Raw genomic sequence first — 20638 nt, forward strand, 5'->3', positions numbered from 1 at the left:
CTCCGTAAGGCCGCAAATAATTAATCAGAGATTTTCGGAAAGAATTTCTTTGATTTTATTGTTATCCAGCAGATTAGATAAACCAAATACCTGTGCAGAATGGTTTGACAAATGTTCAGCAATATCTCTGGCGCTAAGAATAATATCGGCCGTTTCGCTTTTTGCTGACGTCAGATCGGTATGGGAAACCTCGGCTTCTTTATTCAGCTCTTTAATTATTTTTTTTACGTTCATTTCAACGATAAAACTGCTGCCTAAACCGTTACCGCAAACAATCAGAACTTTTTTCATCTCTACCTCACTGCCCGTTGATAACGGTCTGAATTGATTCCATTGATGATGCCTTCAGCAGTGCTGAGAGTCGTTCATCATCGCTAAAAATGTCCGCCAGGGCTGTAATCATATTGATGTGCTCATCTCCCGAAAGCGCACATAACATAATCACAACGTAAATAGGGTCATTCTCTTCTGCGGCAAAAGAAACGCCTTGTTTAATATGTAAAAGCGATAGCCCGTTTTTAATTGCTCCTTGTTCCGGGCGAGCATGAGGCATCGCCAGGCCAGGTGCCAGAACATAATAAGGACCAAGTTCCCGGTGGCTGTTAAAAATGGCTTGAATATAGTCTTCAGTGATCGTCTCTTTCGCCAATAAGGGTTGAGCCGATAATGTAATGGCCTGTTTCCAGTCGCTAACTGAATCTACAATCTGGATATTTTCTGCAGGTAACCATCTCGTAATCATAAATACCCCGATAGCGTTGAAAGTGGGACTACTATAGTGGAATGTTTTCGTGGCTTACCGTGATCATTCTCTCAAAGTTAGCGCTAACATGGATGAATGTTAAAATTATTGTTACCGCTAACTTTGCTAATCAAACTTATCATTACTTTTCAGTTGTGCAATGCGCAAAACGCTAAACATCAATTACAATGGCTGCCCATTCAGGCGAGAGGAGGACATCAGTGCAGACCTTAGAAGCGGACGATAGCGGGAGAGAAAAACGCAGAAAAAACACCGGTAAAATCACGCTCGCTGAAGTTGCTAAACTGGTCGGCGTTAGCACGATGACCGTGTCGCGCGCGTTACGTATGCCTGAAAAAGTGAATCCTGAACTGCGCACCCGTATTGAAGCGGCGGTGAGCGAGTTGGGCTATGTGCCAAACCTGCAGGCCCGTAGCCTTGCCTCTGCTGACTCCAGCCTGGTGATGGGCGTGGTTCCCTCTTTTTCCTCCCCGGGCTTTCTTGCCGTCTCCGAAACGCTGCAGACCGTGCTCGGGACCCAGGGCTACAGCATGATGTTTATCGAGTCCGGCCAGGGGGGGCAGAGTGAAGAGAATGCGTTTGCGCAAATGCTCGCCTACAACCCGGCGGCGATTGTCCAGTTCAATATTGATAACATCAGCAGTTGCTCGCAAATGATAAGTAACACTGGCGTGCCGGTGGTGGAGATTGGTGCCATCAATCGCGACGCAAGCTGGGTCAGCATTGGCGTTGACTACGCTGCAGCCATCAAAAAACTGGTCACGTCGCTGGTACAGGCCGGATACAAAAATATCGGTCTGCTTTGTACTGCCTCCAATAACATTATGTTTCGCCAGGTACTGAGCGGTTGGAACAGCGCTATGCTCTCGGTTAACAACTCCCCGCATCGCGTGGTTACTTCTCACCTGCCAGCGGGTATTACAACCGGTTTGAACCTGCTGGGCGATATTCGTATCACCTGGCCTGAGCTGGATGCCCTGATTTGTACATCTGATGAAATTGCCTGCGGCTGCATTATGGCCTGCAACGGTGCGGGGCAAAAAGTGCCCGACGCGCTGGCATTGGCAAGTTTGAGTGGAGGGACCCTTGCAGCGGTTTGCTCCCCGGCTCTGACTGCGGTCGAATTCCCCTGGAGTGAAACGGGAACTGTGGCAGGAAAAACGTTGCTGGATCTGCTGGCGGATAAATCGACAGATAAAGTCATTGAATTACCTTCAACTTTACAAGTTCGTGCCAGCACAAGAAAACAATAGGGCGATTAACATTACTGATTTGTTATCCCGCCAGATACGGCAGGATAACTGTTGGTCACCGGGCGTCGGCATGAGAGTGTCGGGCTGATTCTCTCTGTTGATAACATCTTGCCCTACTGCAGATCTTTTTCCTTCAAAAATTGACTAACCAAATCAGCAATCTGCACATTATTTAAATCAGAGAACGGGAAGTGGGTATTACCTTTTATCCCTACTTCAGGCAGATGCGTCACCGTCACATCCCCCCCATGCTTGTTCACCACATCACGCCACTCGCGAGCCATCGCCAGACGTACGCGCCAGCTGTCCTGCGCGGGCATGGCGACAGGTTTATCCGGTATGTTATCGCCGTAAATAATCAGAATCGGGATTTTGGTCAGAGCCATAAACTGCTCCATCGGCACTGGCTCACCCTTAAGCGTGTCGAACGCGCTTGGCATAGGGGCTGGGAGTTCTTTTTCCGGGAAGACAAAGCTGCTGCCAGGCTCAAAGGCGACAATGGCTTTGACCTTGTCATTTTTCATCGCCGTGTACCAGCCTGGTCCGCCACCCTGAGAGTGAGTGAAGAGGATAGCGGGGCCGGATTTATCCACGACGGCGGACATTGCATCAGAGATGACATTGATATCAAACGGCCCGGTGTTTGGGGTCATCTGACGGAAATACTGATTCAGTGCTTCTTTGTCGTGAGAGAACTGAACGCCCTTAAAATACTCTGGCCACACGCCAACGCGGAACTGGTTGAACCACATTTGTTCATCCGGTTTAGGCGTAACAGTACCTTCTACCGTCGTACGTCCGGCGCTGCCCCGACGCGGCTGATCGACAAGATAAGTTGAGAACCCGCGACGCAGGAAGATGTTCTGGAACCCTTCGCGACCATCCGGGGTGCTTTCCCAGGTGCGGGAGAACTGACCCGCGCCGTGCATCATGACGATAGGGTATTTATGCGGATTCTCCGGGATTTGGTAGAACACAGAGGCATGATCGCCATGGTAAGTTTGGCCAGCTGAGTCCAGCGGCTTTTTCGCGTCAAATGTTCCTGGTGCGGTGATAATAGCGCCACCAGCAGAAAAGCTTCCTTGTTCCTGAATGACCAGCGGCTCGGCATAGACCGACTGAGCCACCAGGCCACCCGCCATCATGCAGATGGCCAGCGTTTTTAACATTGTCTTCAAGGGTATTTCCTCTTATTAATTAATCAGCTGCGTATCGTCTCTAACCAATTAGTTACCGTTTCAGTGGTTCGTCGCTCCTGGTCGCATTCAATAACCAGCGGTTTTTCCCGACGCGCCGTTGGGGCAAGACGGGTAAGGATGTCGTCGCTGTCTCCTTTACCGTAGCCACCGTGAGTAATGAAGGGGATGAGTAATTTGCCCGCAAGGTTGTGGCTGCTGAGAAATGCTTGCACGACAGGCGGCACGCTGGTCCCCCAGATCGGAAAGCCTAAATACAGGGTCTCGTAGCGTGAGATATCTGCAACGCTATTTTTTAATGCCGGTTTGACTCCCCGCTCACGCTCTTTTTTCGCCTGTTCAACGGTCTGAAAATAGTCTTCCGGATAAGGCGTAGCCGGTTCGATTTCAAACAGATCGGTATTCAGGCTGCGGTGAATGACGCCCGCAATCACCCGTGTATTTCCGCTGCGGGAAAAGTACGCCACCAGAACACGGCTTTTACCCTGCACGTTTGCGGTTCCGGTCGCAGCTGAGGCAAAAGAAACGTTCGCCAGCGTCAGCCCGGCAAGTGCGGTGATTAACATTCTGCGGTTGGGATCATGCTCCATAATCCACTCCTAATTGTTTGCAAGCGCCTGCTGCAGCGCCTTTTCAGCTCGCGTTGCTGCATCACTTTCGCCATGTTCACGCAGAACCTGTGCCAGCTGGCGCAGCTGCGACGCCGTCAGGCCGACCCGCATGCTTGCTCGCGTATGCGACAGCAGTTGTGATTCGACGCCCGGCGTGGCCGCTAATGCGCCAACCGTTGCCAGCTCGCGGCTTTGCCAGTCGAGGTTATCACGGGCGAAAATGTCGCCGAAAAGGTGCGTTTGCAGGAACTGGTTAATCACCGGGGCAAAATCAAACAGCGGGCCCTGGACGGGAGTGCCTGAGATTTTTGTCTGGTTTGCGGTACCGACACGGCGAAGCTCATCCCCGACAGGGATCGGGGCAACCGGTTCTTTACCCTCAACGTCTTTGATACCACGTTGTTTACGTGCTTCGACGACTTTCATCAGTTCATTAAGCGCATTCAGGCTACGAGGGAAGCCCGTATAGGCATAAAGCTGGACGAGAATCTCTTTGGTTTCGTTTATCGTAAGCCCGGCATCCAGTCCCTGATTCAGGGCTGCATTCAGCTTATCCATCTGACTGCTGGCCATCGATGCCGCAATCAACGGGATGGCCTGTTGGCGAGCTGACAGCGTATCTGAAACCTTTTGTTCGTGGTTCATTTCTGAGGCTCCTTTACTGACGGGCGCAGCATGTGCCGCGAGACCAAAACCAAAGGTCAGCAGTACCGCTGCCGCTAATGCTTTAATGGGCGTGGTATTGTTCATCTGTCACTAACTCCTTCCAGTTAACGCTTTTGCCATCCACAATCCCGGTTATCGCCAGATGCGTCATCGCGCTGCCGGGGGCCGCCCCGTGCCAGTGTTTGACGCCCGCCGGGCAAGAGACAACGTCACCGGCGCGGATAACCTGCACCGGCTGACCTTCTTGTTGGGTGAGCCCAACACCCGAGGTCACAATCAGCCGCTGACCTGCCGGATGCGTATGCCAGGCGGAACGAGCGCCGGGTTCAAAGGTGACATAAGCCCCGGAAACACTGATGTCGTTATCCGGTTTGAAGAGAGGATCAACCCTGACGCGACCGGTAAAGTTTTCGGTTGGCCCGAACACCGCGTTCTGACTTCCTGCGGGGGCGATATGGACAGCAGGATTTTGCTCCGCTGCCCAGGATGAAAATGCGACGAGGGGCAGTAACAGCCCGAGGTAACGTAAATGTCCGATCATGCAAAGCGTCCTTATCAATGAAGAGGGGATTGCCTGCGATGATTTTATCGAGAGGGTGATGACGTCAGGCTGACGCCCCCCTGACAATTCTGTCAGTTAACCCGGGTTCCGGCTCAGTGCCGGAGTGAGCGTTGCCCGACGCTTTATCGATTTGCATCGCAAAGGTGAGGCCAAAAGTATTGATGCCTCCTTCACTACGAGCAAAGACGTCTCCCCGGTGCATAATGGCGACGGCACGCACGATCGACAGACCCAGTCCATGATGGGTATCACTCCTGGCTCGGGAGGTGTCAACGCGATAGAACCGCTCGAAAAGTCGGTGTAAGTGCTCTGGTGCTATCGGATCGCCCGGGTTTGACACTTCAATACAGGCTTGATGACCGGTTTCGCTTAACCGCACCGTAACCGTACTGTCAGAGGGCGAATGCCTTGCGCTATTTTCCAGTAAATTAGCCAGTGAGCGGTGGAACAGTCGTCGGTCGATATGCGCGGTGACGTCGCCTTCCACATCCAGAGAAAGCTGTTTTTCAGCAAAAGAAGGCTCTACATACTCCGCTGTTTTCAGCGTTTCTTCCCGCAGGGACACTTGGGTAAGCTGGGACGCATGTTCACCCGCATGGGCATGGGACAGGAACAGCATGTCGTTAACGATAGACGTCATGCGTTCAAGTTCTTCCAGATTGGAACCCAGTAACTCTTCCAGTTCATCCTGCGAGCGTCGGCGCGAAAGCCCCAGCTGCGTCTGGCCGATCAGGTTAGTCAGCGGAGTCCGGAGCTCATGCGCAACATCGGCATTAAAGCTTTCGAGCTGCCGCCAGGCGACCTCCTGCCGTTCCAGCACGCCATTAAAAGATGATGCTAACTGCTGTAATTCGTCAGGTAATGCTTCGGTATTCAGGCGCTGACCATGGTCCCCGGGAGCGAGATGCCTCGCCTGTTTACTGAGCGCCCCAACGGGACGAAGACCGATCCTTGAAACGACGTATCCCAGTAAGGCGACAATCACGACGCCCAGTGCGGTAATGATCAGTAATGTACGCGTGAACGCATCGAGTGTGCCCATGTACGGCGTGGAGTCGATGGCAACCACATAGCGCAGCTCAGGCCTTTCACCGTTGGCGGGTATCGTTTTCACTAAAAGGAACAGCGAGCAGGCACCTTCTGATGCGCCGGGCACTTTATTAAAGCCTTCCTGTAAAGAAGACCACTGAACGCCCACCGGTGGCGTTCCCCCCATGCTAAAGCGTGGGTTATCGCTCACTATCCAGTAGCGAACGCGTTCACCTTCAGAATTGGTTAACACGGTGAATTTATTGGCAAGCAGTGACCAGCCGTCAGCCGAGGTTCGCGCGGTGATCCACGGACTCATTAATGATTCGCGAAACAGCAGCTCGTTGTGCATCTGCTTTTGCAAAGAGTCATGCAGGGAGCTTCTGAGCAGGATACCGATAACGGACACAATCAGCAGCGCGGATAGGGCAAACATCAGCGCCAGGTGAACGGAGATGGAACGCTTAGGCATGCTTATCCCCTTCATTTATTCGGACCGGACTTCGAGGACATACCCCATGCCACGAACGGTATGTAACAGCTTGATATCGAACGGCGCATCCACTTTGGCCCGAAGTCGTTTAATGGCCACTTCAACCACGTTGGCATCGCTGTCGAAATTCATGTCCCATATCTGCTCCGCAATCATCATTTTTGACAGAATCTCTCCCTGATGCCGGGCCAAAAGGCTCAGCAGGGAAAACTCTTTCGCGGTCAGCTCCAGCCGTGTTCCGGCGCGAAATACGCGACGAGCCAGCAGGTCGAGATGCAGATCGTGAATTTGCAGCTGGGTGATGTCTGCGCCATCCGTAGCGCGGCGGCGCACCAGCGCCTGAATACGCGCCACCAGCTCAATCAGCGAGAAGGGCTTGGGCAGATAATCATCCGCGCCAAGACGCAGCCCTTTAACGCGCTCGTCGACCGATCCCCGTGCCGATAGCATCAGTACCGGCGTCTGTTTGATTGCCCGCACGCCCTCCAGTACCCGGTAGCCATCCATCCCCGGCAGCATCACATCCAGTATTATCGCGTCGTAGTCGAACTCCAGCGCGTAATGAAGACCTTCAGCGCCATCTGCAGAGACATCTACCGTAAACCAGGACTCACCCAGCGCACGGTTGAGATAGGTTGACGTTTTTTCTTCATCTTCGACTAACAACAGACGCATAACGGGACTTCCTCTTAACTATCCAATCGGGATCATTCTGCTTCTTGATTGCCAACATAAAGCTGACGGCTACCTGACAGCGCTGTCAGAAATACTTCCCACCCGTTCTGTTCCTGACAAAAATGTTATTTCTCTGTCACTATGCTGACAGCCCTCTCTCCCTAATCTGAGCCTGCAAATTTGATTCCGCGAGCCTGAATAACCAGGCCGACACTCATCGGGAGAGACCATGAAATTCACGCTTATCAGTGCAATGCTACTCACGGCAATGGCTGTGGTGTCCTCAGTCAATGCGGCTGATTATAAAAAGAATCCATTCACACTCGTCTATGACGGTGCCATCACCGAGAACGTCAAAGGCAAGGTCAACATTCATCCCGTGAAATACGATCTGCATGGCATCCAGATTGCTGCGAATGTCTATACCCCTGCTAACTACGATCCCGCCAAAAAATACCCTGCTGTAGTGGTGGCACATCCTAATGGCGGCGTAAAAGAACAGGTCGCCGGGTTGTATGCTCAGCGTCTTGCCGAGCAGGGATACATCACGATTACCGCCGACGCGGCTTATCAGGGTGCCAGCGGCGGAATGCCTCGCAGCGTGGATAAACCCGCTAATCGCATTGAGGATATCCATGGCATGGCTGACTACATCAGCCAGTATCCTGGTGTAGATACCGCCCGCCTTGGTCTGCTGGGTATTTGCGGAGGCGGCGGGTATTCACTTGTTGCGGCTGAAACTGACAAGCGGTTCAAATCGATAGCAACCATCAGCATGTTTAATTCAGGCCTTGTGCGCCGCAACGGTATGCAGGATTCACAGCTGGATACTGTCCAGCAGCGTCTTCAGCAGGCTTCTGACGCACGGGCTCAGGAAGCCGCCGGAGGCGAAGTCCTATACTCCGGCGATGCCAACCTGACTGATGAACAGATTGCTAAATTACCTTTTGCCTTATATCGCCAGGGCTACGAGTACTACTGGAAAACCCATGCGCATCCGAACTCCACGTTTAAATACACCACCAGCAGTCTTCTGGATTTGATGAGCTTTGACGTAACGGACCATATCAATCTCATCAATAAACCGCTGCTGATGATTGCCGGTACAAAAGCCGATACGCTCTATATGACTGAAGATGCGTTCGCGAAAGCCACCGGGACGAAGGACAAAGAACTCTTCCTGATCGACGGCGCTACCCATATCGAGACGTACTGGGTACCAAAATACGTTGACCAGGCGATGCAACAGTTAGACGTCTTCTTCGATAAGAATATTTAACTAGCCTGCGATGACGCCCCAGCCGTACAGGCTGGGGTATGCCTGTCAGTTACAGCCACTTTCCGCTTGAATATTCACTCGATAGATCCAGATTAACGAAGTTGCGGTTAAAGATAATTACGCTATTTAAATAGGCGCTATGAGTTAAATTCATAAGCGTGGCGGAAATATAGTGGTCACTTTTTTATCTGAACGGTCAGTGCCATTACGGCGCTGGCTGCTGTAAACAACGCGATTATCCAGCCCATCGTCCAGGGTGTGCCATCACTGAACAGCGCGAGAAGAAGTGAAGAGATGATGCCGCTGCCGTATTGTAACGCGCCCATGAGCGCCGACGCGGAACCCGCCACATTAGGCACTGCATCTAATGCGCAGGCCGTGGATGTCGCCGCGATGATGCCATTCATAGAGAAGAACACGAACACAGCGCCGACAATCACGGTAATTCCACCTACGCCCAGGCCGGTGGTGACCGCCAGCACTATTGCCGCAAGAGTGGCGACGAATACGGCCTTCCTGAGCAACGCTTCCAGTGGGTAGCGGTGAACCAGACGTCTGTTGACCATGCTCACCGCCATCAGTCCAAAAATGTTTACTGCAAACAGCCAACCGTAATGCTGCGGATCAACGCCGAAGTAGGTGATGTAGACAAACGGAGATCCGGTGATAAAGGCATAGGCTGCAACGTAGTAGAACGTCAGGCAGAGGGTAAAACGCATATATTTGGCGTTGGTCAGTAATGCGTAATAGTTACTAAAGGCGCTGGATACGGACGCTTTCGAACGTTTTTCAGCAGGTAACGTCTCCGGTAACCAGAATAAAGACATCAGCATTAATGTGCCGATAATCGCCAGCAGCCAGAAAATGGCATGCCACGAGATGACTTTAATCATCTGCCCGCCGATCAGGGGCCCGGCAATCGGCGCGATGGCCATGATTATCATCAGTGTAGAAAGCATTTGTGCTGCACGAGTGCGGCTAAACAGGTCACGGATCATTGCTCGTGCCAACATCGGCCCGGTACAGGCACCTAACGCCTGAAAAACACGCCAGAAGACTATTTGAACGATATCTGTTGATAACGCACAGCCCACCGAGCCGATGATGAACAGCCCTAAACCGATAAACAGTGGCAGACGACGCCCATAACGATCGCTAATCGGCCCCCAAATCAGTTGCGCAATGCAGAAACCGATAAGGAACCCAGTGATTGTCAGCTCTGCATCACCCTGCAAATCTTTGGCCATCAAGGGCATAGCAGGAAGATAGATGTCGGTTGATAAAGAGGTAACAGCCATCAGGGCGCTGAGAATGAGTAGAAACGAGAGGCCAGTTTTTTTAGCTGTAGCCGACTGTGTTTGTACCTGTTGATTAAGCATGGTGATCCGTTGGACATGTAAAGATAAAGCATGTTAACGGGTTTGCGCTCGCTGATAATCACAGGTGGGAGGATAGGGACTATGAATGGCATTCATTAATGAAAGTTAATTTATCAGATAACGCTTTTATAGACAAAAGTAGCATCCCTTTTTATAAGGGATTTATTTTTAATCAAATGAATGAAGGTCTCTTAAGTCACCTGACCATAATACCAGCGTTCTCCCGTGAACCATTCATCACGATCGTCGCTTCCATAATATTCGAGTGTGATACCTATTTCCTGTACGTTATCTGGCAGAACGAGTCCCCATTCAGCAGCAAGACTACGATCTTTGATCAAAGCAGAAGCACCATTTTCAGAACGATCTTCAGTTATGAAGCCTTGATAATATTCTTCGGAGCGATAAAGACAGACCTCACTTGTAAACATATCTGGAAGACATACCATAGCGGTAATTCGAGGGCTGTAATTCATACTAGCAGTAGCCGTTATGAGGTTTGAACAAGCATTAATTAAAGCTTGTGCACAAGCTGCTTTGGTTTTAAGCGTGCTGTATTTTCCCTGAACGAGATTTATATCTACCGGAATTTTGAAATTCCAGTAATGCTCTTCTTCTGGAAAAATACTACGTTCAGGGCTATAAAAGTACCAGCCCAACGATTAAGAGCTTTTATGCGTCGGGTAATATTTCTGACTTTGGTTCTATGATCTCTGTTAAGTCGTCTACTCATAAATAATGTACCTATTAGCTGCTTAAACGGTTCACGTTTTGCCCCTATACAAGAGCATTCTATCCTAAGTTGTTCCGCTTATCGTTACGTCTGCAATATAACGCACCGCAATCGGCTTATGAGAATTTATGTCCGCTCTTTGCTCAAAGCAGTCCCGTCACATTCCCTTTGGCAGTAATGTCGCAAAAGCATAACCCAAGGCTTTATTTAAATAGCCTGTGAATTCGCCAGGATTTATCAGGTGGTTCATTAATTTTGCAGCCTGTCTTTCTTAACACTTCTATGGAGAAGGAAGACAGGCTGCCCAGCGACGTTAAAACTGCGGCTTGGTCGCGTTTTGCTGATCCATAAATTTTATTCTGGCGTTTTGCCAGGCAGGATCGATCAACGTCAGTTTTGTGCTGGCCACTTTCAGTTCGGCTGTACCCTGTTCGCATCCCATGCCTGTCCCGGGCAGGGGTTTTTCACACCATATAGGGTTCGTATCAGGGGCGGAAACCGGGCCATATTTTGCCAGCGCGGCTTCCTTCATTGACGCTGCATTATCGCTCGTCCAGGGGATCTCATAGGAGATCAAGGCTGCAGCCATCGGGTTGCTTTTGTCGTAAGGGACGCGAGGTTCGAAACTCACCTGCATCCGGGTACCGTTGTTCTCATAGACCAGATACATAACCTGCGGGCTCCCGGTAATCTTGGTTGCCACCTGGTATGTCGCAGACTTAGAGGCTTCGATTTTGTCGGCTGAGACACCAAAATTTTTCTGCATCGCTGCTCGGGCTTGTTCAACGCTCATCCCGGTCTTCACGCCGCCGACATCAAAGGATTTTACATCAACAGCATGCACCGGCTGCGCGGCGCTGGCGGGGGAGACGATACAAGGTAAAGCCATAAGAATGGCAGGGGGCAATGCGAAGAGAGTTTTTTTCATCTACTTTCCTGTAGGGGTTAGTTAAGTGCGATTTCCATTTTCAGCTTCAAGTGTGTGGTAACCCGTCCACACGATGAAACAGTGTTAAATAATTTAACATGCACTCAGGAAACCAGGCGTAAAATCAGCCCAACCCCTTAATTTTGATAGGTTCTTCCTGATGCAAACGCGCCGCCGCCACGTCCGCCACCACCGACAGCGCCAGGGTGTTCGCATCCCGTGCCTGAGGGAAAATCCCAATCGGCGCCTTGATGCGCGCGATATCCGCCTCTTCCCAGCCCAGTTCAAGCAGCTTCTCGACCCGCCGCTGGTGGGTGCGACGGCTGCCGAGGGCACCGATATAAAAAGGTGCTGCCGTCAGGGCGGCCTCCAGCACCGGCAGCTCCTTATGCCCATCGTGCCAGAGCAAAATCACCGCCGTGTCGGCATCCATCGGTTCAACCCTGCGCGGGTTGCACTGAACCTCATACCCCGCCGCCTGGGCCACGCGTGCGGTGGCCTGCGCCTCCACTGAGCCCCCGTAAATCAGTATCCGCACACTGGGGCGATAGCTCTGCTCAAAAACATCATCATTCCAGCCTGTCCGGGTTGTCCCGGGCACTGAGTGCAACGACTGCGACGGGGCGTGATAGCGCAATCCCACCGGTTTACGCTGCGCCAGGCTGTTCAATACCGCCAGTAGCGGCTGCACCGAGCGCAGTTTATGAATGTTCAGCGTAATCCCGCCGCCGCAGGGCAGCACGATGTCGAACCACGGCGATCCCTCGCCGTACTTCACCTGACGGTCTTTGCCGCTGGCGAGGGTCTCCAGCGCCTCGTAAGCGGCAGCGGACTCCACGCAGCCGCCGGAGACATAGCCGCAATATAAGCCGTCCTCGCGAACGGCCATCTGCGCCCCCAGCGGCCTGGCGGCACCGCCGCGGATCTCCACCAGGGTCACCAGCGCCACCGCCATGCCTGCGTTTAACCCCTCCGCCGCGAAGCGCAGCACCGCCACGCTGTCGTCGGTGGCAAAGGCCTGTTCGGGGATAACTTGTTCTGTCAGCGCAGCGTGTTGCAGCATCCTCTCTCCTTACACCACATCGGGTAGCGCTTCGATCAGCTTGTCCAGGGTGATGGGATACTCCCGTACCCGCACGCCCGTGGCGTTATATACCGCATTGGCGATAGCCGCGCCCACGCCGCACAGCCCCAGTTCGCCCACCCCTTTGGCCTTCATGGGCGAGGAGATCGGGTCGGTGTCGTCGAGGAAAATGACCTTCTGCTCGGGGACATCGGCATGCACCGGCACTTCATACCCCGCCATGTCGTGATTGACGAAGTACCCCAGCCGGGTATCGACGGCCAGCTCCTCCATCAGCGCCGCGCCGAGCCCCATGGTCATCGCGCCAATCACCTGGCTGCGGGCGGTTTTCGGGTTAAGAATGCGGCCAGCCGCGCACACCGCCAGCATGCGCCGGACCCGCACTTCCCCCGTCGCCACGTCCACGGCCACCTCGATAAAGTGCCCGGCAAAGGTCGACTGCTGGTACTGCTTGTCCAGATCGCCAAACTCGATACTGTCTTCGGCGGTCAGCGTGCCGTTGGCGGCGGCCTCGCGAATCTCCGCGCTGCGCGTATCCTGGGCGATCTTACCGTCGCTAAATTGCGCCTGAGCGGGATCGAAACCGAGTTTCGTGGCGATGGTTTCACGCAGCTTTACGCAGGCGGCGTAAACCCCCGAGGTGGAGGTATTCGCCCCCCACTGTCCGCCTGAACCGGCCGACACCGGGAAGCTCGAATCCCCGAGGTGCACCGTCACGTTTTCCAGCGGCACGCCCAGCATTTCCGCCGCCGTCTGGGCAATGATGGTGTAACTCCCGGTGCCGATGTCCGTCATGTCGGTTTCTACCGTCACCTTTCCGTCGGCGTCCAGATGCACCCGGGCGGCGGATTTTTCTAACAGGTTATTGCGAAAACCGGCCGCCATGCCGATGCCCACCAGCCATCGCCCGTCGCGGACCTGGCCTGGCGTCGCGTTGCGCTGCTTCCAGCCGAACTCCTCGGCCCCGGTACGCAGGCACTCAATCAGCTGACGACGGGAGAAGGGACGGCTGGGATCCGCCGGATCGACCTGCGTGTCATTGAGGATGCGAAACTCAACCGGATCGACGCCCGCTTTTTCTGCCATCTCGTCGATGGCAATCTCCAGCGCCATCAGGCCCGGCGCTTCACCAGGGGCGCGCATGGCGTTGCCCTCGGGCAGATCCAGTTTTGCCAGCCGCAGGCCGGTATGACGATTTTCACCCGCGTAGAGCAGTTCGGTCTGCTGCACCGCCGTCTCCGGCGTGCCGCCGGGCAGATTGCCGGACCAGCTGTCATGGGCGATGGCGGTGATTTTCCCCGCCTTGTCAGTACCGATGCGAATGTGCTGAATGGTCGCCGGACGGTGAGTGGTGTTGTTAGGGATCGTCGGGCGCGCCAGCATCACCTTAACCGGACGCTTCACGGCCCGGGCCGCCAGCGCGGCCAGCAGGGCATCGCTTCGCAGGAACAGCTTGCCGCCAAAGCCCCCGCCGATATAGGGGGAGATGATGCGCACGTTCTCCTCGGGGATCTTCAGCGTCGCCGCCAGGTCGGTGCGACACCATGCCACCATCTGATTGGAGGTCCAGAGCGTCACCTTATCGCCGTCCCAGACGGCCATAGAGGCGTGCGGCTCCATCGCCATATGGCTCTGATCGGGGGTGGTATAGGTAACGTCTAACTTCACCTCGGCGGCGCTAAAGGCGGCGTCAAAATCCCCGACGTTTTTGTCCGGGGTCTTCTCTGGCGGCTGGCTGACGGCGGGTTTTTCCTCCGCCAGCGAGTACGCGCCCTGATCACGCCGGTACTGAACCTGCACCAGCGACGCCGCCGCCCGGGCCTGCTCAAAGGTCTCGGCCACCACCAGCGCAACGGCCTGATGGTAGTGCTCGATCTTTGGCCCACCCAACAGTGTGGCCGCGTTGCGCTCACCTTTGCCGAGCGCGCCCGCGCTGCTGGCGGTGATCACCGTCAGCACGCCCGGCGCCTTTTTCGCGGCCTGGGTGTCGATGGTGGCGATCTCGCCTTTCGCGATGGCCGAGCCGACCACGTAGCCATAGGCCGCGTTGGGCGCGGTATCGTGCCATTCGTAGGCATAGTGCGCCTTGCCGGTGGTTTTTAACGGGCCGTCGATACGGTCATGAGGCTGTCCAACCACCTTCAACCGATCGATCGGGTTTTCCCCTGCCGGTTTCTCAAATTTCATACCTGAGCCCTCGCTTCTGTCAGCACGGAGGCAAGCGTTCGCTTCGCCAGGGTAAGTTTGAATCTGTTTTCAGGCGTCGGATGCGCGTCGGCAAACAACGCGTCATACACCGCCTGCGCCCCCTGCGCGACCTGCGCATCGGCCTGCGCCACCCGCCAGGGTTTATGCGCCACGCCGCCCATCGCGACGCGACCGGTTCCGTCCGGCTGGACAATCGCCGCCACCGACACCAGCGCGAAGGCGTAGGAGGCGCGATCGCGGACCTTACGGTAAATGTGCTGCCCAGCCACCGGCGGCGGCAGACTGACGGCGGTAATCAACTCGCCGGACGTCAGGACGGTCTCGATATGGGGCGTTTTCCCCGGAGCGCGATAAAAGTCGGCGATTGGAATGTTGCGCGCTTTTCCGTCCGCGTTGATGGTTTCCACCACCGCGTCCAGCAGCCGCATCGCCACGGGCATGTCGCCAGGATGGGTGGCGATACAGGCTTCGCTGCTTGCTACCACCGCATGCTGGCGGCTAAACCCTTCCAGCGCCGCGCAGCCGCTGCCGGGAAGACGCTTATTGCAGGGCTGGTTAGTGTCGTAAAAGTAGGGGCAGCGGGTGCGCTGGAGAAGATTGCCCGCCGTGGTGGCCTGGTTGCGCAGCTGTCCGGAGGCCCCGGCCAGCAGCGCCCGGGAGAGCACGGCATAGTCACGGCGCACGCGCTCATCGGCGGCCAGATCGGTATTACGCACCAGGGCACCGATGCGCAGCCCGCCCTCGTCGGTAGCGTCAATCTTATCCAGCCCCAGGCCGTTCACGTCGATCAGATGGGTGGGGGTCTCAATTTCCAGCTTCATCAGATCCAGCAGATTAGTGCCGCCAGCGATAAATTTCGCGCCAGGGGTGCGCCGGGCGCTGGCCGCCGCCTCGGCCGGGGTTTGTACCCGTTCATAGGTGAAGGCTTTCATGATTTCTTCCCTCCGGCGACGTCTTCAATGGCGGCGAGGATGTTGGCGTACGCGCCGCAGCGGCAGATGTTGCCGCTCATGCGCTCGCGGATCTCCTGGGCGCTCATTTCGGGAGGGGAGACCAGATCGAGGGTCACATGGCTGGGGATGCCCGCTTCAATCTCTTTCAGCACCGCCACCGAGGAGCAGATTTGCCCCGGCGTGCAGTAGCCGCACTGATAACCATCGTGTTCGACAAACGCCGCCTGCATCGGATGCAGATTGTCCGGCGTGCCCAGCCCCTCGATGGTGGTGATATCGGCGTTCTGGTGCATCACGGCCAGGGTGAGACAGGAATTGATCCTGCGCCCGTCAACGATAACGGTGCAGGCGCCGCACTGCCCGTGGTCGCAGCCTTTTTTGGTGCCGGTCAGGTGCAGGTTCTCGCGCAGGGCATCCAGCAGGGTGGTGCGGGTATCCACCTCCAGCTGCTGCTGCTCGCCGTTGACGCGAAACGTCACCGGCATCATCTCCGGCGCGGGCGTGACGGCGGGTTGACCCTCGGCCAGCGCGCCACAAGGGTAAACCGCCGCGGTTGCCGCCGCTGCGGCGCTGACTTTTATCAGATCCCGACGGGACAGGCTGAAGTCGTGTGATCGTCCATCATCAGGGTATTCGCCTTGGTTGCTCATGCCAGGCCTCCGGTATTTAAGGGGATAAAAGTGAAAGAGGGTGCGACTGTGTCGTCTGTTTTTTAAACGTTAAGCATAGTCGGCGATGTGAGCAGGATTATTCTTAAATCGTGGATGCCATGCGCCAGAAGGAATTATCAGGCGCATGGCCGGTGAGCGGTTACCAGTATCTCGTCCAGGTCTGGCGAACCCGGGTCAGCAGCTCGAGGTAGTAATAATCACCCCAGCTACAGCACTCATCCACGCCAATACCGGCGGGCATGTGATAAACCGAATGCTTCAGCAATCCTTCACACGGATCCTCGTCATCCGCCAGATAGTTCTCCGTAAGCGACTGGACGATCCGCAGCGCCATCTCCTCATAATGGGCCCGATGTTCATCCAGCACCGGCAGCGCGTTAACCAGCTCAAGCAGGCCGCAGGCGGCGATAGCTGCCGCCGAACTGTCGCGCACGGCATCGGTGCCCAGCAGGGCCAGATCCCAGTGGCAGACATCATCTTCCGGCAGACGATTGATAAAGTAGTGCGCCAGGCTGCGGGTCAGGTCTACCAGAGGCTTATCGCCGGTGTAGAGATAGCTGAGCATAAACCCATAGATGGCCCATGCCTGGCCGCGGGACCAGCATGACGTATCGCTATGGCCCTGATGGGTATCACCAAAACGCGGCTCGCCGGTCGTCACGTCCATGTAAAATGTGTGGAAGGTCGAGGCATCCGGGCGGACGATGTATTTTGCCGCCTGCTGCGCATGAGCCGCTGCGGCTTCGGCGTAGCGCGCATCGCCGGTCTGCTCGCTGGCCCAGTACAGAAGCGGCAGGTTCATATTGCAGTCAATGATCATCCGTCCCTGCTGCGCCGGATCGTTCAGGTTGCCCCAGGCCTGGATGATCCCGGCGACGGGGTGGTAGCGCTCCATCAGAATATCAGCCGCCTGGAGCGCGACCCGGCGGGCGGTCTCATTCCCCGTTAAGCGCCAGGCGTTAACGCAGGAGAGGGAGTAGAGAAACCCCAGATCGTGGGTGGCCGTTTCAATGCGCTGCGCCAGTCGCGAGGCGAAAGAGGGCAGATAGCGCTCCGCCGCCTGGCGGTATTTATCCTCCCCGGTCAACTCCCAGGCTAGCCACAGCTGACCGGTCCAGAAGCTGGTGGTCCATTGCGTATTGTCTGAAGGGGTCCATTTTCCCCCTTCGCAGGCTTCGTTAGGGAATTTATCTCCCATCAGGGCCATCGTTTTGTCCAGCTTAGGCGTGATGCGGGTTATCGCCTCATCCAGCTTGCGGCGCAGCTGCAGGCGATCGACCTGATGCAGTTCCACAGGGCGCAGTGACTCGGTCACGACATTTGCAGTGACAGCAGAACGAATCATATTTTGTCCTCAGATTAGTGTTTTACCGGCTCGACCGGGGTAGGTTTCAGTTCAGGGGAAAAGGTGTCGGTCAGGCCACGTTGAGACGTGCAGGGCGAAAGGGTAAAGGCGGAGATCAGGGTAAACAGCAGGGCGCAGCCGCCCATCATCAGGTAGGTGTGCTCAAAGCCGATTGTCTCATACAGGTAGCCCGCAGGCGGTGCCACCACCACGGAGCCGACGTAGACCATCGCCTGATAGCCCAGCAGATACATGGTGGCATTCACTTTTTTATGGAAATGCTCGGCGATGTATTTGAAAACCGAAATCAGCAGCAGGGCAATTTCCACGCCATACAGCGGCTTGATAATCGAGATCATCAGCGGATCGGAGGTCAGCCCCGAGGCAATCAGGCGTATTCCCACCACCAGGCCGCACAGCAACAGCCCTTTTTTGGCGCCGTAATGGTTCACCAGCGCGGGGATAAACATCATCATCAGGAATTCGATCCCGGCCTGCAGGGTACCCAGATAGCCGTACCACGCATTGCCCTGCTGTTTCGTTTCGAAAAAGGAGACGAAGTAACGCGGGAACTGCTGCTCGGCGACAAACATCATCCACGCCACCCCGGCCACATAGAGGCTGAACATCCAGAACTTCTGGTACTTCAGGAGCGAAATCACATCGGCAAAGACAATGCGGTTGTCGGCAATGACGTTGTTATTACGCAGCTGTTCGTCGCCAATTTTAAGGCTCATCAGCACCAGCAGCATCACCACGGAGGTCCCGCTGCTGACAAGAAAGTTCGCCAGCGGGGTGATGTTAAACAGCACGCCGGAGACCGACGCTGCCAGCGCCCAGCCTAATGATCCCCACATGCGGAACCGGCCAAACTCCAGGCTATACAGACGACTAAAGCGATCGGCGTAGGATTCCGCGGCCGCGACACCGGCATACCAGCCGAGGCTCAGCCAGAACGCGCCGACGATAATGCCGATGGTGGTATGGGTTAACAGCAGCGGCTGGTAGACCGTGACAAAAAACGGTGCCATCAGGGCCGAGATGGCGCAGACAAAATAGAGCAACCACTTGCTCATGCCTATTTTATCCATGATGTAGCCGTAAACCGGTTTAAGGATCACCGCAAAGGCACCGTTAATCGCAAATACGCTGCCAATGGTGATGCTGTCTAATCCCACTTTCTGGCTCAGCCATAAGGCATATAAACCAAAGCTCGATGACCAGGTAAAAAAATAGAGAAAAATAAAACCACTCATTTTTATTTGTGCGGTACGAACGGATGAGGATAGCGTCATCATTATCTCTCCTGATTACTCATTTATTTTATTGCGTGTGGCGGGCACACGGTGAGCGAATCCTGGTGGATTTTCCGCTTTTCTCCGAGTGAGCCACTTCACAAAAACTATCCGTTATTTAAATAAAGTTGGATTTAAGCCCGTACACGGCAATATTTTATAAATCATGGCCTAAAAACTTAATTCTGTTGCTGTGAGGAAAAATGCAGGAACGACAATTAATGGAGCGCATCGCGCTAAATGACGACGTCATGGCGCTCTATCGTCCGCGCGGCTCCAGCGCCATGTATTACCACTGGCACCAGTGCGTTGAGTTTCTGTATGTCTCAGAAGGCTACGGCATTGTGGTGGTCGATAACCGCCATTACACCGCGCGGCCCGGACGGCTGTTTATCTTTCCGCCTTTCCGGCTGCACAAGGTGCACGTCGAAGCGAGCGACAGTAATCGCTACTACCGCACCACCATGCATATTGAGCAATCGTCGGTGATTGCTGCCCTGCGGGATTTCCCCCGCCATCAGGCGCAGTTTGCCGCCCTGGCCGACAGCAACGTGCCTGCGCAGGTGTACGATCTCAGCGAACACGCCCAGATGATGGGGTGCATTCTGGATCGGTATTGCGGGCAGGGCAGCGGCAATCAAACGGAAGCCAGCGAGGTGGCGTTTCTGGTGATGCAGATAATGGCCTTTCTGCCCGCACAGCCGCAGACGCCCGTTCAGCAACAACATTCCGTGGCGGCGCAGATCATGCAGTGGGTGGAGGATCATTATCAGGAGAAGTTTTCCCTGGACGATCTGGCCAGCGCTATCGGCCTGTCGCGCAGCTACACGTCGCGGATCTTCCGTCAACAAACCGGCGGCAGCATTCACGAATACCTGCTCACCCGGCGCATCAAGAAAAGCTGTGATTTATTGCGAATGTCGCCGTTAAGCATCAACGGGATTGCCGAAAAGGTGGGGTTTACCGAGATGACGTATTTCATTACCTGCTTCAAAAAGCGGATTGGGCAGACGCCATTACAGTACCGCAAGCAGCATCTGGCTCCGGATGCACGTCAGGAGCACGATGAGGCATGACCGCCATGGTAAATCCCCTCAGGATCCGTAAAGTTTATCGACCATCTTCAAAAATTTTTTTACTTTCAAAACTGCTTTTTAATTTGATTTATGGAGCGTAATATCCACACCAGTTATGTTGATTAGGATAATTCTCAAGGATGAGCCGCTCAAATACCCTTTTTATCGACGGACATAAAGCCCTGGTGACCTACGATCCGGTGATTGATATGTTCCGTGGTGTGTTTCTGAATACCAGAAGTGAAGCGCGCTTTATGGCGCGAGATGTGCAGGAGCTGAAGATCGCCGCCCGGGATGCGCTGGACAGCTATCTCAACACCTGCAATATCACCGGTGTACAACCCTTCCAGCAGCGATCCCTGCGGCCTTTGATGGCGCTACAGCGGCTTAAAGCTATTCTGCATTGATCCCTTCCGGCTGCTGGCCTGCCTGATTTTCC

At 54.8% G+C, this 20638-nt stretch carries 21 protein-coding genes; 4 read left to right on the top strand and 17 right to left on the bottom strand.

Annotated elements, in window-relative coordinates:
- Nucleotides 1–24: 24 nt before the first annotated feature.
- Both FHN83_RS16295 and FHN83_RS16300 read right to left on the bottom strand, forming a co-directional pair.
- Nucleotides 25–291: a PTS sugar transporter subunit IIB gene (locus FHN83_RS16295; RefSeq protein ID WP_039032108.1), complete on the bottom strand. Its 267-nt coding sequence runs from the start codon at nucleotides 289–291 to the stop codon at nucleotides 25–27.
- 7 nt (nucleotides 292–298) lie between these two features.
- Nucleotides 299–742 (bottom strand): PTS sugar transporter subunit IIA, encoded by a 444-nt coding sequence (locus FHN83_RS16300; protein WP_039032109.1) that lies wholly within the window; start codon nucleotides 740–742, stop codon nucleotides 299–301.
- Between the two features lie 221 nt (nucleotides 743–963).
- Here FHN83_RS16300 and FHN83_RS16305 point away from each other — a divergent pair, with 221 nt between their 5' ends.
- Nucleotides 964–2016, top strand: a complete 1053-nt coding sequence (locus tag FHN83_RS16305) for a LacI family DNA-binding transcriptional regulator (protein ID WP_139564384.1) — start codon at nucleotides 964–966, stop codon at nucleotides 2014–2016.
- A gap of 113 nt (nucleotides 2017–2129) precedes the next feature.
- Here the strand turns inward: FHN83_RS16305 and FHN83_RS16310 are convergent, their stop codons facing one another.
- The 6 genes from FHN83_RS16310 to FHN83_RS16335 all read right to left on the bottom strand — a co-directional run bounded on the left by FHN83_RS16310 (nucleotide 2130) and on the right by FHN83_RS16335 (nucleotide 7248).
- Entirely contained in the window at nucleotides 2130–3194 is a 1065-nt protein-coding gene (locus tag FHN83_RS16310) for an alpha/beta hydrolase (protein WP_139564385.1), read from the bottom strand.
- Nucleotides 3195–3217: 23 nt separating this feature from the next.
- Entirely contained in the window at nucleotides 3218–3802 is a 585-nt protein-coding gene (locus FHN83_RS16315) for a flavodoxin (protein ID WP_139564386.1), read from the bottom strand.
- 9 nt (nucleotides 3803–3811) lie between these two features.
- Nucleotides 3812–4573, bottom strand: coding sequence for a carboxymuconolactone decarboxylase family protein (locus FHN83_RS16320; RefSeq protein ID WP_139564387.1), 762 nt, complete (start codon nucleotides 4571–4573; stop codon nucleotides 3812–3814).
- On the bottom strand, nucleotides 4551–5030 hold the full coding sequence (locus FHN83_RS16325; protein WP_139564388.1) for a cupin domain-containing protein: 480 nt from the start codon (nucleotides 5028–5030) through the stop codon (nucleotides 4551–4553). Before FHN83_RS16325 ends, FHN83_RS16320 begins: the two co-directional genes overlap by 23 nt.
- 64 nt (nucleotides 5031–5094) lie before the next feature.
- Nucleotides 5095–6552 carry a heavy metal sensor histidine kinase gene (locus tag FHN83_RS16330; RefSeq protein ID WP_139564389.1) on the bottom strand — a complete coding sequence of 486 codons (1458 nt, stop codon included), beginning with the start codon at nucleotides 6550–6552 and terminating at the stop codon, nucleotides 5095–5097.
- A gap of 15 nt (nucleotides 6553–6567) precedes the next feature.
- Nucleotides 6568–7248 (bottom strand): heavy metal response regulator transcription factor, encoded by a 681-nt coding sequence (locus FHN83_RS16335; protein WP_139564390.1) that lies wholly within the window; start codon nucleotides 7246–7248, stop codon nucleotides 6568–6570.
- Between the two features lie 229 nt (nucleotides 7249–7477).
- Between FHN83_RS16335 and FHN83_RS16340 the strand changes: the two genes are divergently transcribed.
- Entirely contained in the window at nucleotides 7478–8527 is a 1050-nt protein-coding gene (locus FHN83_RS16340) for an alpha/beta hydrolase (protein ID WP_139564391.1), read from the top strand.
- A 176-nt stretch (nucleotides 8528–8703) separates the two neighbouring features.
- On the opposite strand, the gene FHN83_RS16345 is transcribed toward FHN83_RS16340, so the two are convergent.
- The 9 genes from FHN83_RS16345 to FHN83_RS16385 form a co-directional block, all read right to left on the bottom strand.
- On the bottom strand, nucleotides 8704–9906 hold the full coding sequence (locus tag FHN83_RS16345) for a multidrug effflux MFS transporter (protein ID WP_139564392.1): 1203 nt from the start codon (nucleotides 9904–9906) through the stop codon (nucleotides 8704–8706).
- 191 nt (nucleotides 9907–10097) lie between these two features.
- On the bottom strand, nucleotides 10098–10565 hold the full coding sequence (locus FHN83_RS16350; RefSeq protein ID WP_255296416.1) for a DUF3916 domain-containing protein: 468 nt from the start codon (nucleotides 10563–10565) through the stop codon (nucleotides 10098–10100).
- A gap of 387 nt (nucleotides 10566–10952) precedes the next feature.
- The gene (locus tag FHN83_RS16355; RefSeq protein ID WP_052246226.1) at nucleotides 10953–11567 is read right to left on the bottom strand and encodes a hypothetical protein; all 615 of its coding nucleotides are present in this window, start codon (nucleotides 11565–11567) and stop codon (nucleotides 10953–10955) included.
- A gap of 124 nt (nucleotides 11568–11691) precedes the next feature.
- A complete protein-coding gene (locus FHN83_RS16360) occupies nucleotides 11692–12630 on the bottom strand; it encodes an XdhC family protein (protein ID WP_139564393.1) in 939 nt (312 codons plus the stop codon).
- A gap of 9 nt (nucleotides 12631–12639) precedes the next feature.
- Nucleotides 12640–14838, bottom strand: a complete 2199-nt coding sequence (paoC, locus tag FHN83_RS16365) for an aldehyde oxidoreductase molybdenum-binding subunit PaoC (protein ID WP_139564394.1) — start codon at nucleotides 14836–14838, stop codon at nucleotides 12640–12642.
- On the bottom strand, nucleotides 14835–15791 hold the full coding sequence (locus tag FHN83_RS16370; protein WP_139564395.1) for an FAD binding domain-containing protein: 957 nt from the start codon (nucleotides 15789–15791) through the stop codon (nucleotides 14835–14837). The genes paoC and FHN83_RS16370 overlap by 4 nt, the downstream gene beginning before the upstream one ends.
- Nucleotides 15788–16462: an aldehyde dehydrogenase iron-sulfur subunit PaoA gene (gene paoA / locus FHN83_RS16375; protein ID WP_139564396.1), complete on the bottom strand. Its 675-nt coding sequence runs from the start codon at nucleotides 16460–16462 to the stop codon at nucleotides 15788–15790. Before paoA ends, FHN83_RS16370 begins: the two co-directional genes overlap by 4 nt.
- A gap of 160 nt (nucleotides 16463–16622) precedes the next feature.
- A complete protein-coding gene (locus FHN83_RS16380; protein WP_139564397.1) occupies nucleotides 16623–17828 on the bottom strand; it encodes a glycoside hydrolase family 88 protein in 1206 nt (401 codons plus the stop codon).
- Between the two features lie 14 nt (nucleotides 17829–17842).
- Nucleotides 17843–19123: an oligosaccharide MFS transporter gene (locus tag FHN83_RS16385; RefSeq protein WP_139565447.1), complete on the bottom strand. Its 1281-nt coding sequence runs from the start codon at nucleotides 19121–19123 to the stop codon at nucleotides 17843–17845.
- A 203-nt stretch (nucleotides 19124–19326) separates the two neighbouring features.
- On the opposite strand from FHN83_RS16385, the gene FHN83_RS16390 reads away from it, so the two are divergent.
- Complete coding sequence (locus FHN83_RS16390) at nucleotides 19327–20199, top strand: AraC family transcriptional regulator (RefSeq protein WP_039031319.1); 873 nt, start codon at nucleotides 19327–19329, stop codon at nucleotides 20197–20199.
- A gap of 140 nt (nucleotides 20200–20339) precedes the next feature.
- A complete protein-coding gene (locus FHN83_RS16395; protein ID WP_138370665.1) occupies nucleotides 20340–20606 on the top strand; it encodes a type II toxin-antitoxin system HicB family antitoxin in 267 nt (88 codons plus the stop codon).
- Nucleotides 20607–20638 lie beyond the last annotated feature (32 nt).

The organism is Leclercia adecarboxylata, assembly GCF_006171285.1.
Classification (GTDB): Bacteria; Pseudomonadota; Gammaproteobacteria; order Enterobacterales; family Enterobacteriaceae; genus Enterobacter; species Enterobacter barmai.

What these genes read in the sequence shown, in the direction of transcription:
- FHN83_RS16295 (WP_039032108.1), bottom strand. Translation starts at nt 291, where the DNA reads ATGAAAAAAGTTCTGATTGTTTGCGGTAACGGTTTAGGCAGCAGTTTT.
- FHN83_RS16300 (WP_039032109.1), bottom strand. Translation starts at nt 742, where the DNA reads ATGATTACGAGATGGTTACCTGCAGAAAATATCCAGATTGTAGATTCA.
- FHN83_RS16315 (WP_139564386.1), bottom strand. Translation starts at nt 3,802, where the DNA reads ATGGAGCATGATCCCAACCGCAGAATGTTAATCACCGCACTTGCCGGG.
- FHN83_RS16320 (WP_139564387.1), bottom strand. Translation starts at nt 4,573, where the DNA reads ATGAACAATACCACGCCCATTAAAGCATTAGCGGCAGCGGTACTGCTG.
- FHN83_RS16325 (WP_139564388.1), bottom strand. Translation starts at nt 5,030, where the DNA reads ATGATCGGACATTTACGTTACCTCGGGCTGTTACTGCCCCTCGTCGCA.
- FHN83_RS16330 (WP_139564389.1), bottom strand. Translation starts at nt 6,552, where the DNA reads ATGCCTAAGCGTTCCATCTCCGTTCACCTGGCGCTGATGTTTGCCCTA.
- FHN83_RS16335 (WP_139564390.1), bottom strand. Translation starts at nt 7,248, where the DNA reads ATGCGTCTGTTGTTAGTCGAAGATGAAGAAAAAACGTCAACCTATCTC.
- FHN83_RS16340 (WP_139564391.1), top strand. Translation starts at nt 7,478, where the DNA reads ATGAAATTCACGCTTATCAGTGCAATGCTACTCACGGCAATGGCTGTG.
- FHN83_RS16345 (WP_139564392.1), bottom strand. Translation starts at nt 9,906, where the DNA reads ATGCTTAATCAACAGGTACAAACACAGTCGGCTACAGCTAAAAAAACT.
- FHN83_RS16355 (WP_052246226.1), bottom strand. Translation starts at nt 11,567, where the DNA reads ATGAAAAAAACTCTCTTCGCATTGCCCCCTGCCATTCTTATGGCTTTA.
- FHN83_RS16360 (WP_139564393.1), bottom strand. Translation starts at nt 12,630, where the DNA reads ATGCTGCAACACGCTGCGCTGACAGAACAAGTTATCCCCGAACAGGCC.
- paoC (WP_139564394.1), bottom strand. Translation starts at nt 14,838, where the DNA reads ATGAAATTTGAGAAACCGGCAGGGGAAAACCCGATCGATCGGTTGAAG.
- FHN83_RS16370 (WP_139564395.1), bottom strand. Translation starts at nt 15,791, where the DNA reads ATGAAAGCCTTCACCTATGAACGGGTACAAACCCCGGCCGAGGCGGCG.
- paoA (WP_139564396.1), bottom strand. Translation starts at nt 16,462, where the DNA reads ATGAGCAACCAAGGCGAATACCCTGATGATGGACGATCACACGACTTC.
- FHN83_RS16380 (WP_139564397.1), bottom strand. Translation starts at nt 17,828, where the DNA reads ATGATTCGTTCTGCTGTCACTGCAAATGTCGTGACCGAGTCACTGCGC.
- FHN83_RS16385 (WP_139565447.1), bottom strand. Translation starts at nt 19,123, where the DNA reads ATGACGCTATCCTCATCCGTTCGTACCGCACAAATAAAAATGAGTGGT.
- FHN83_RS16390 (WP_039031319.1), top strand. Translation starts at nt 19,327, where the DNA reads ATGCAGGAACGACAATTAATGGAGCGCATCGCGCTAAATGACGACGTC.
- FHN83_RS16395 (WP_138370665.1), top strand. Translation starts at nt 20,340, where the DNA reads ATGAGCCGCTCAAATACCCTTTTTATCGACGGACATAAAGCCCTGGTG.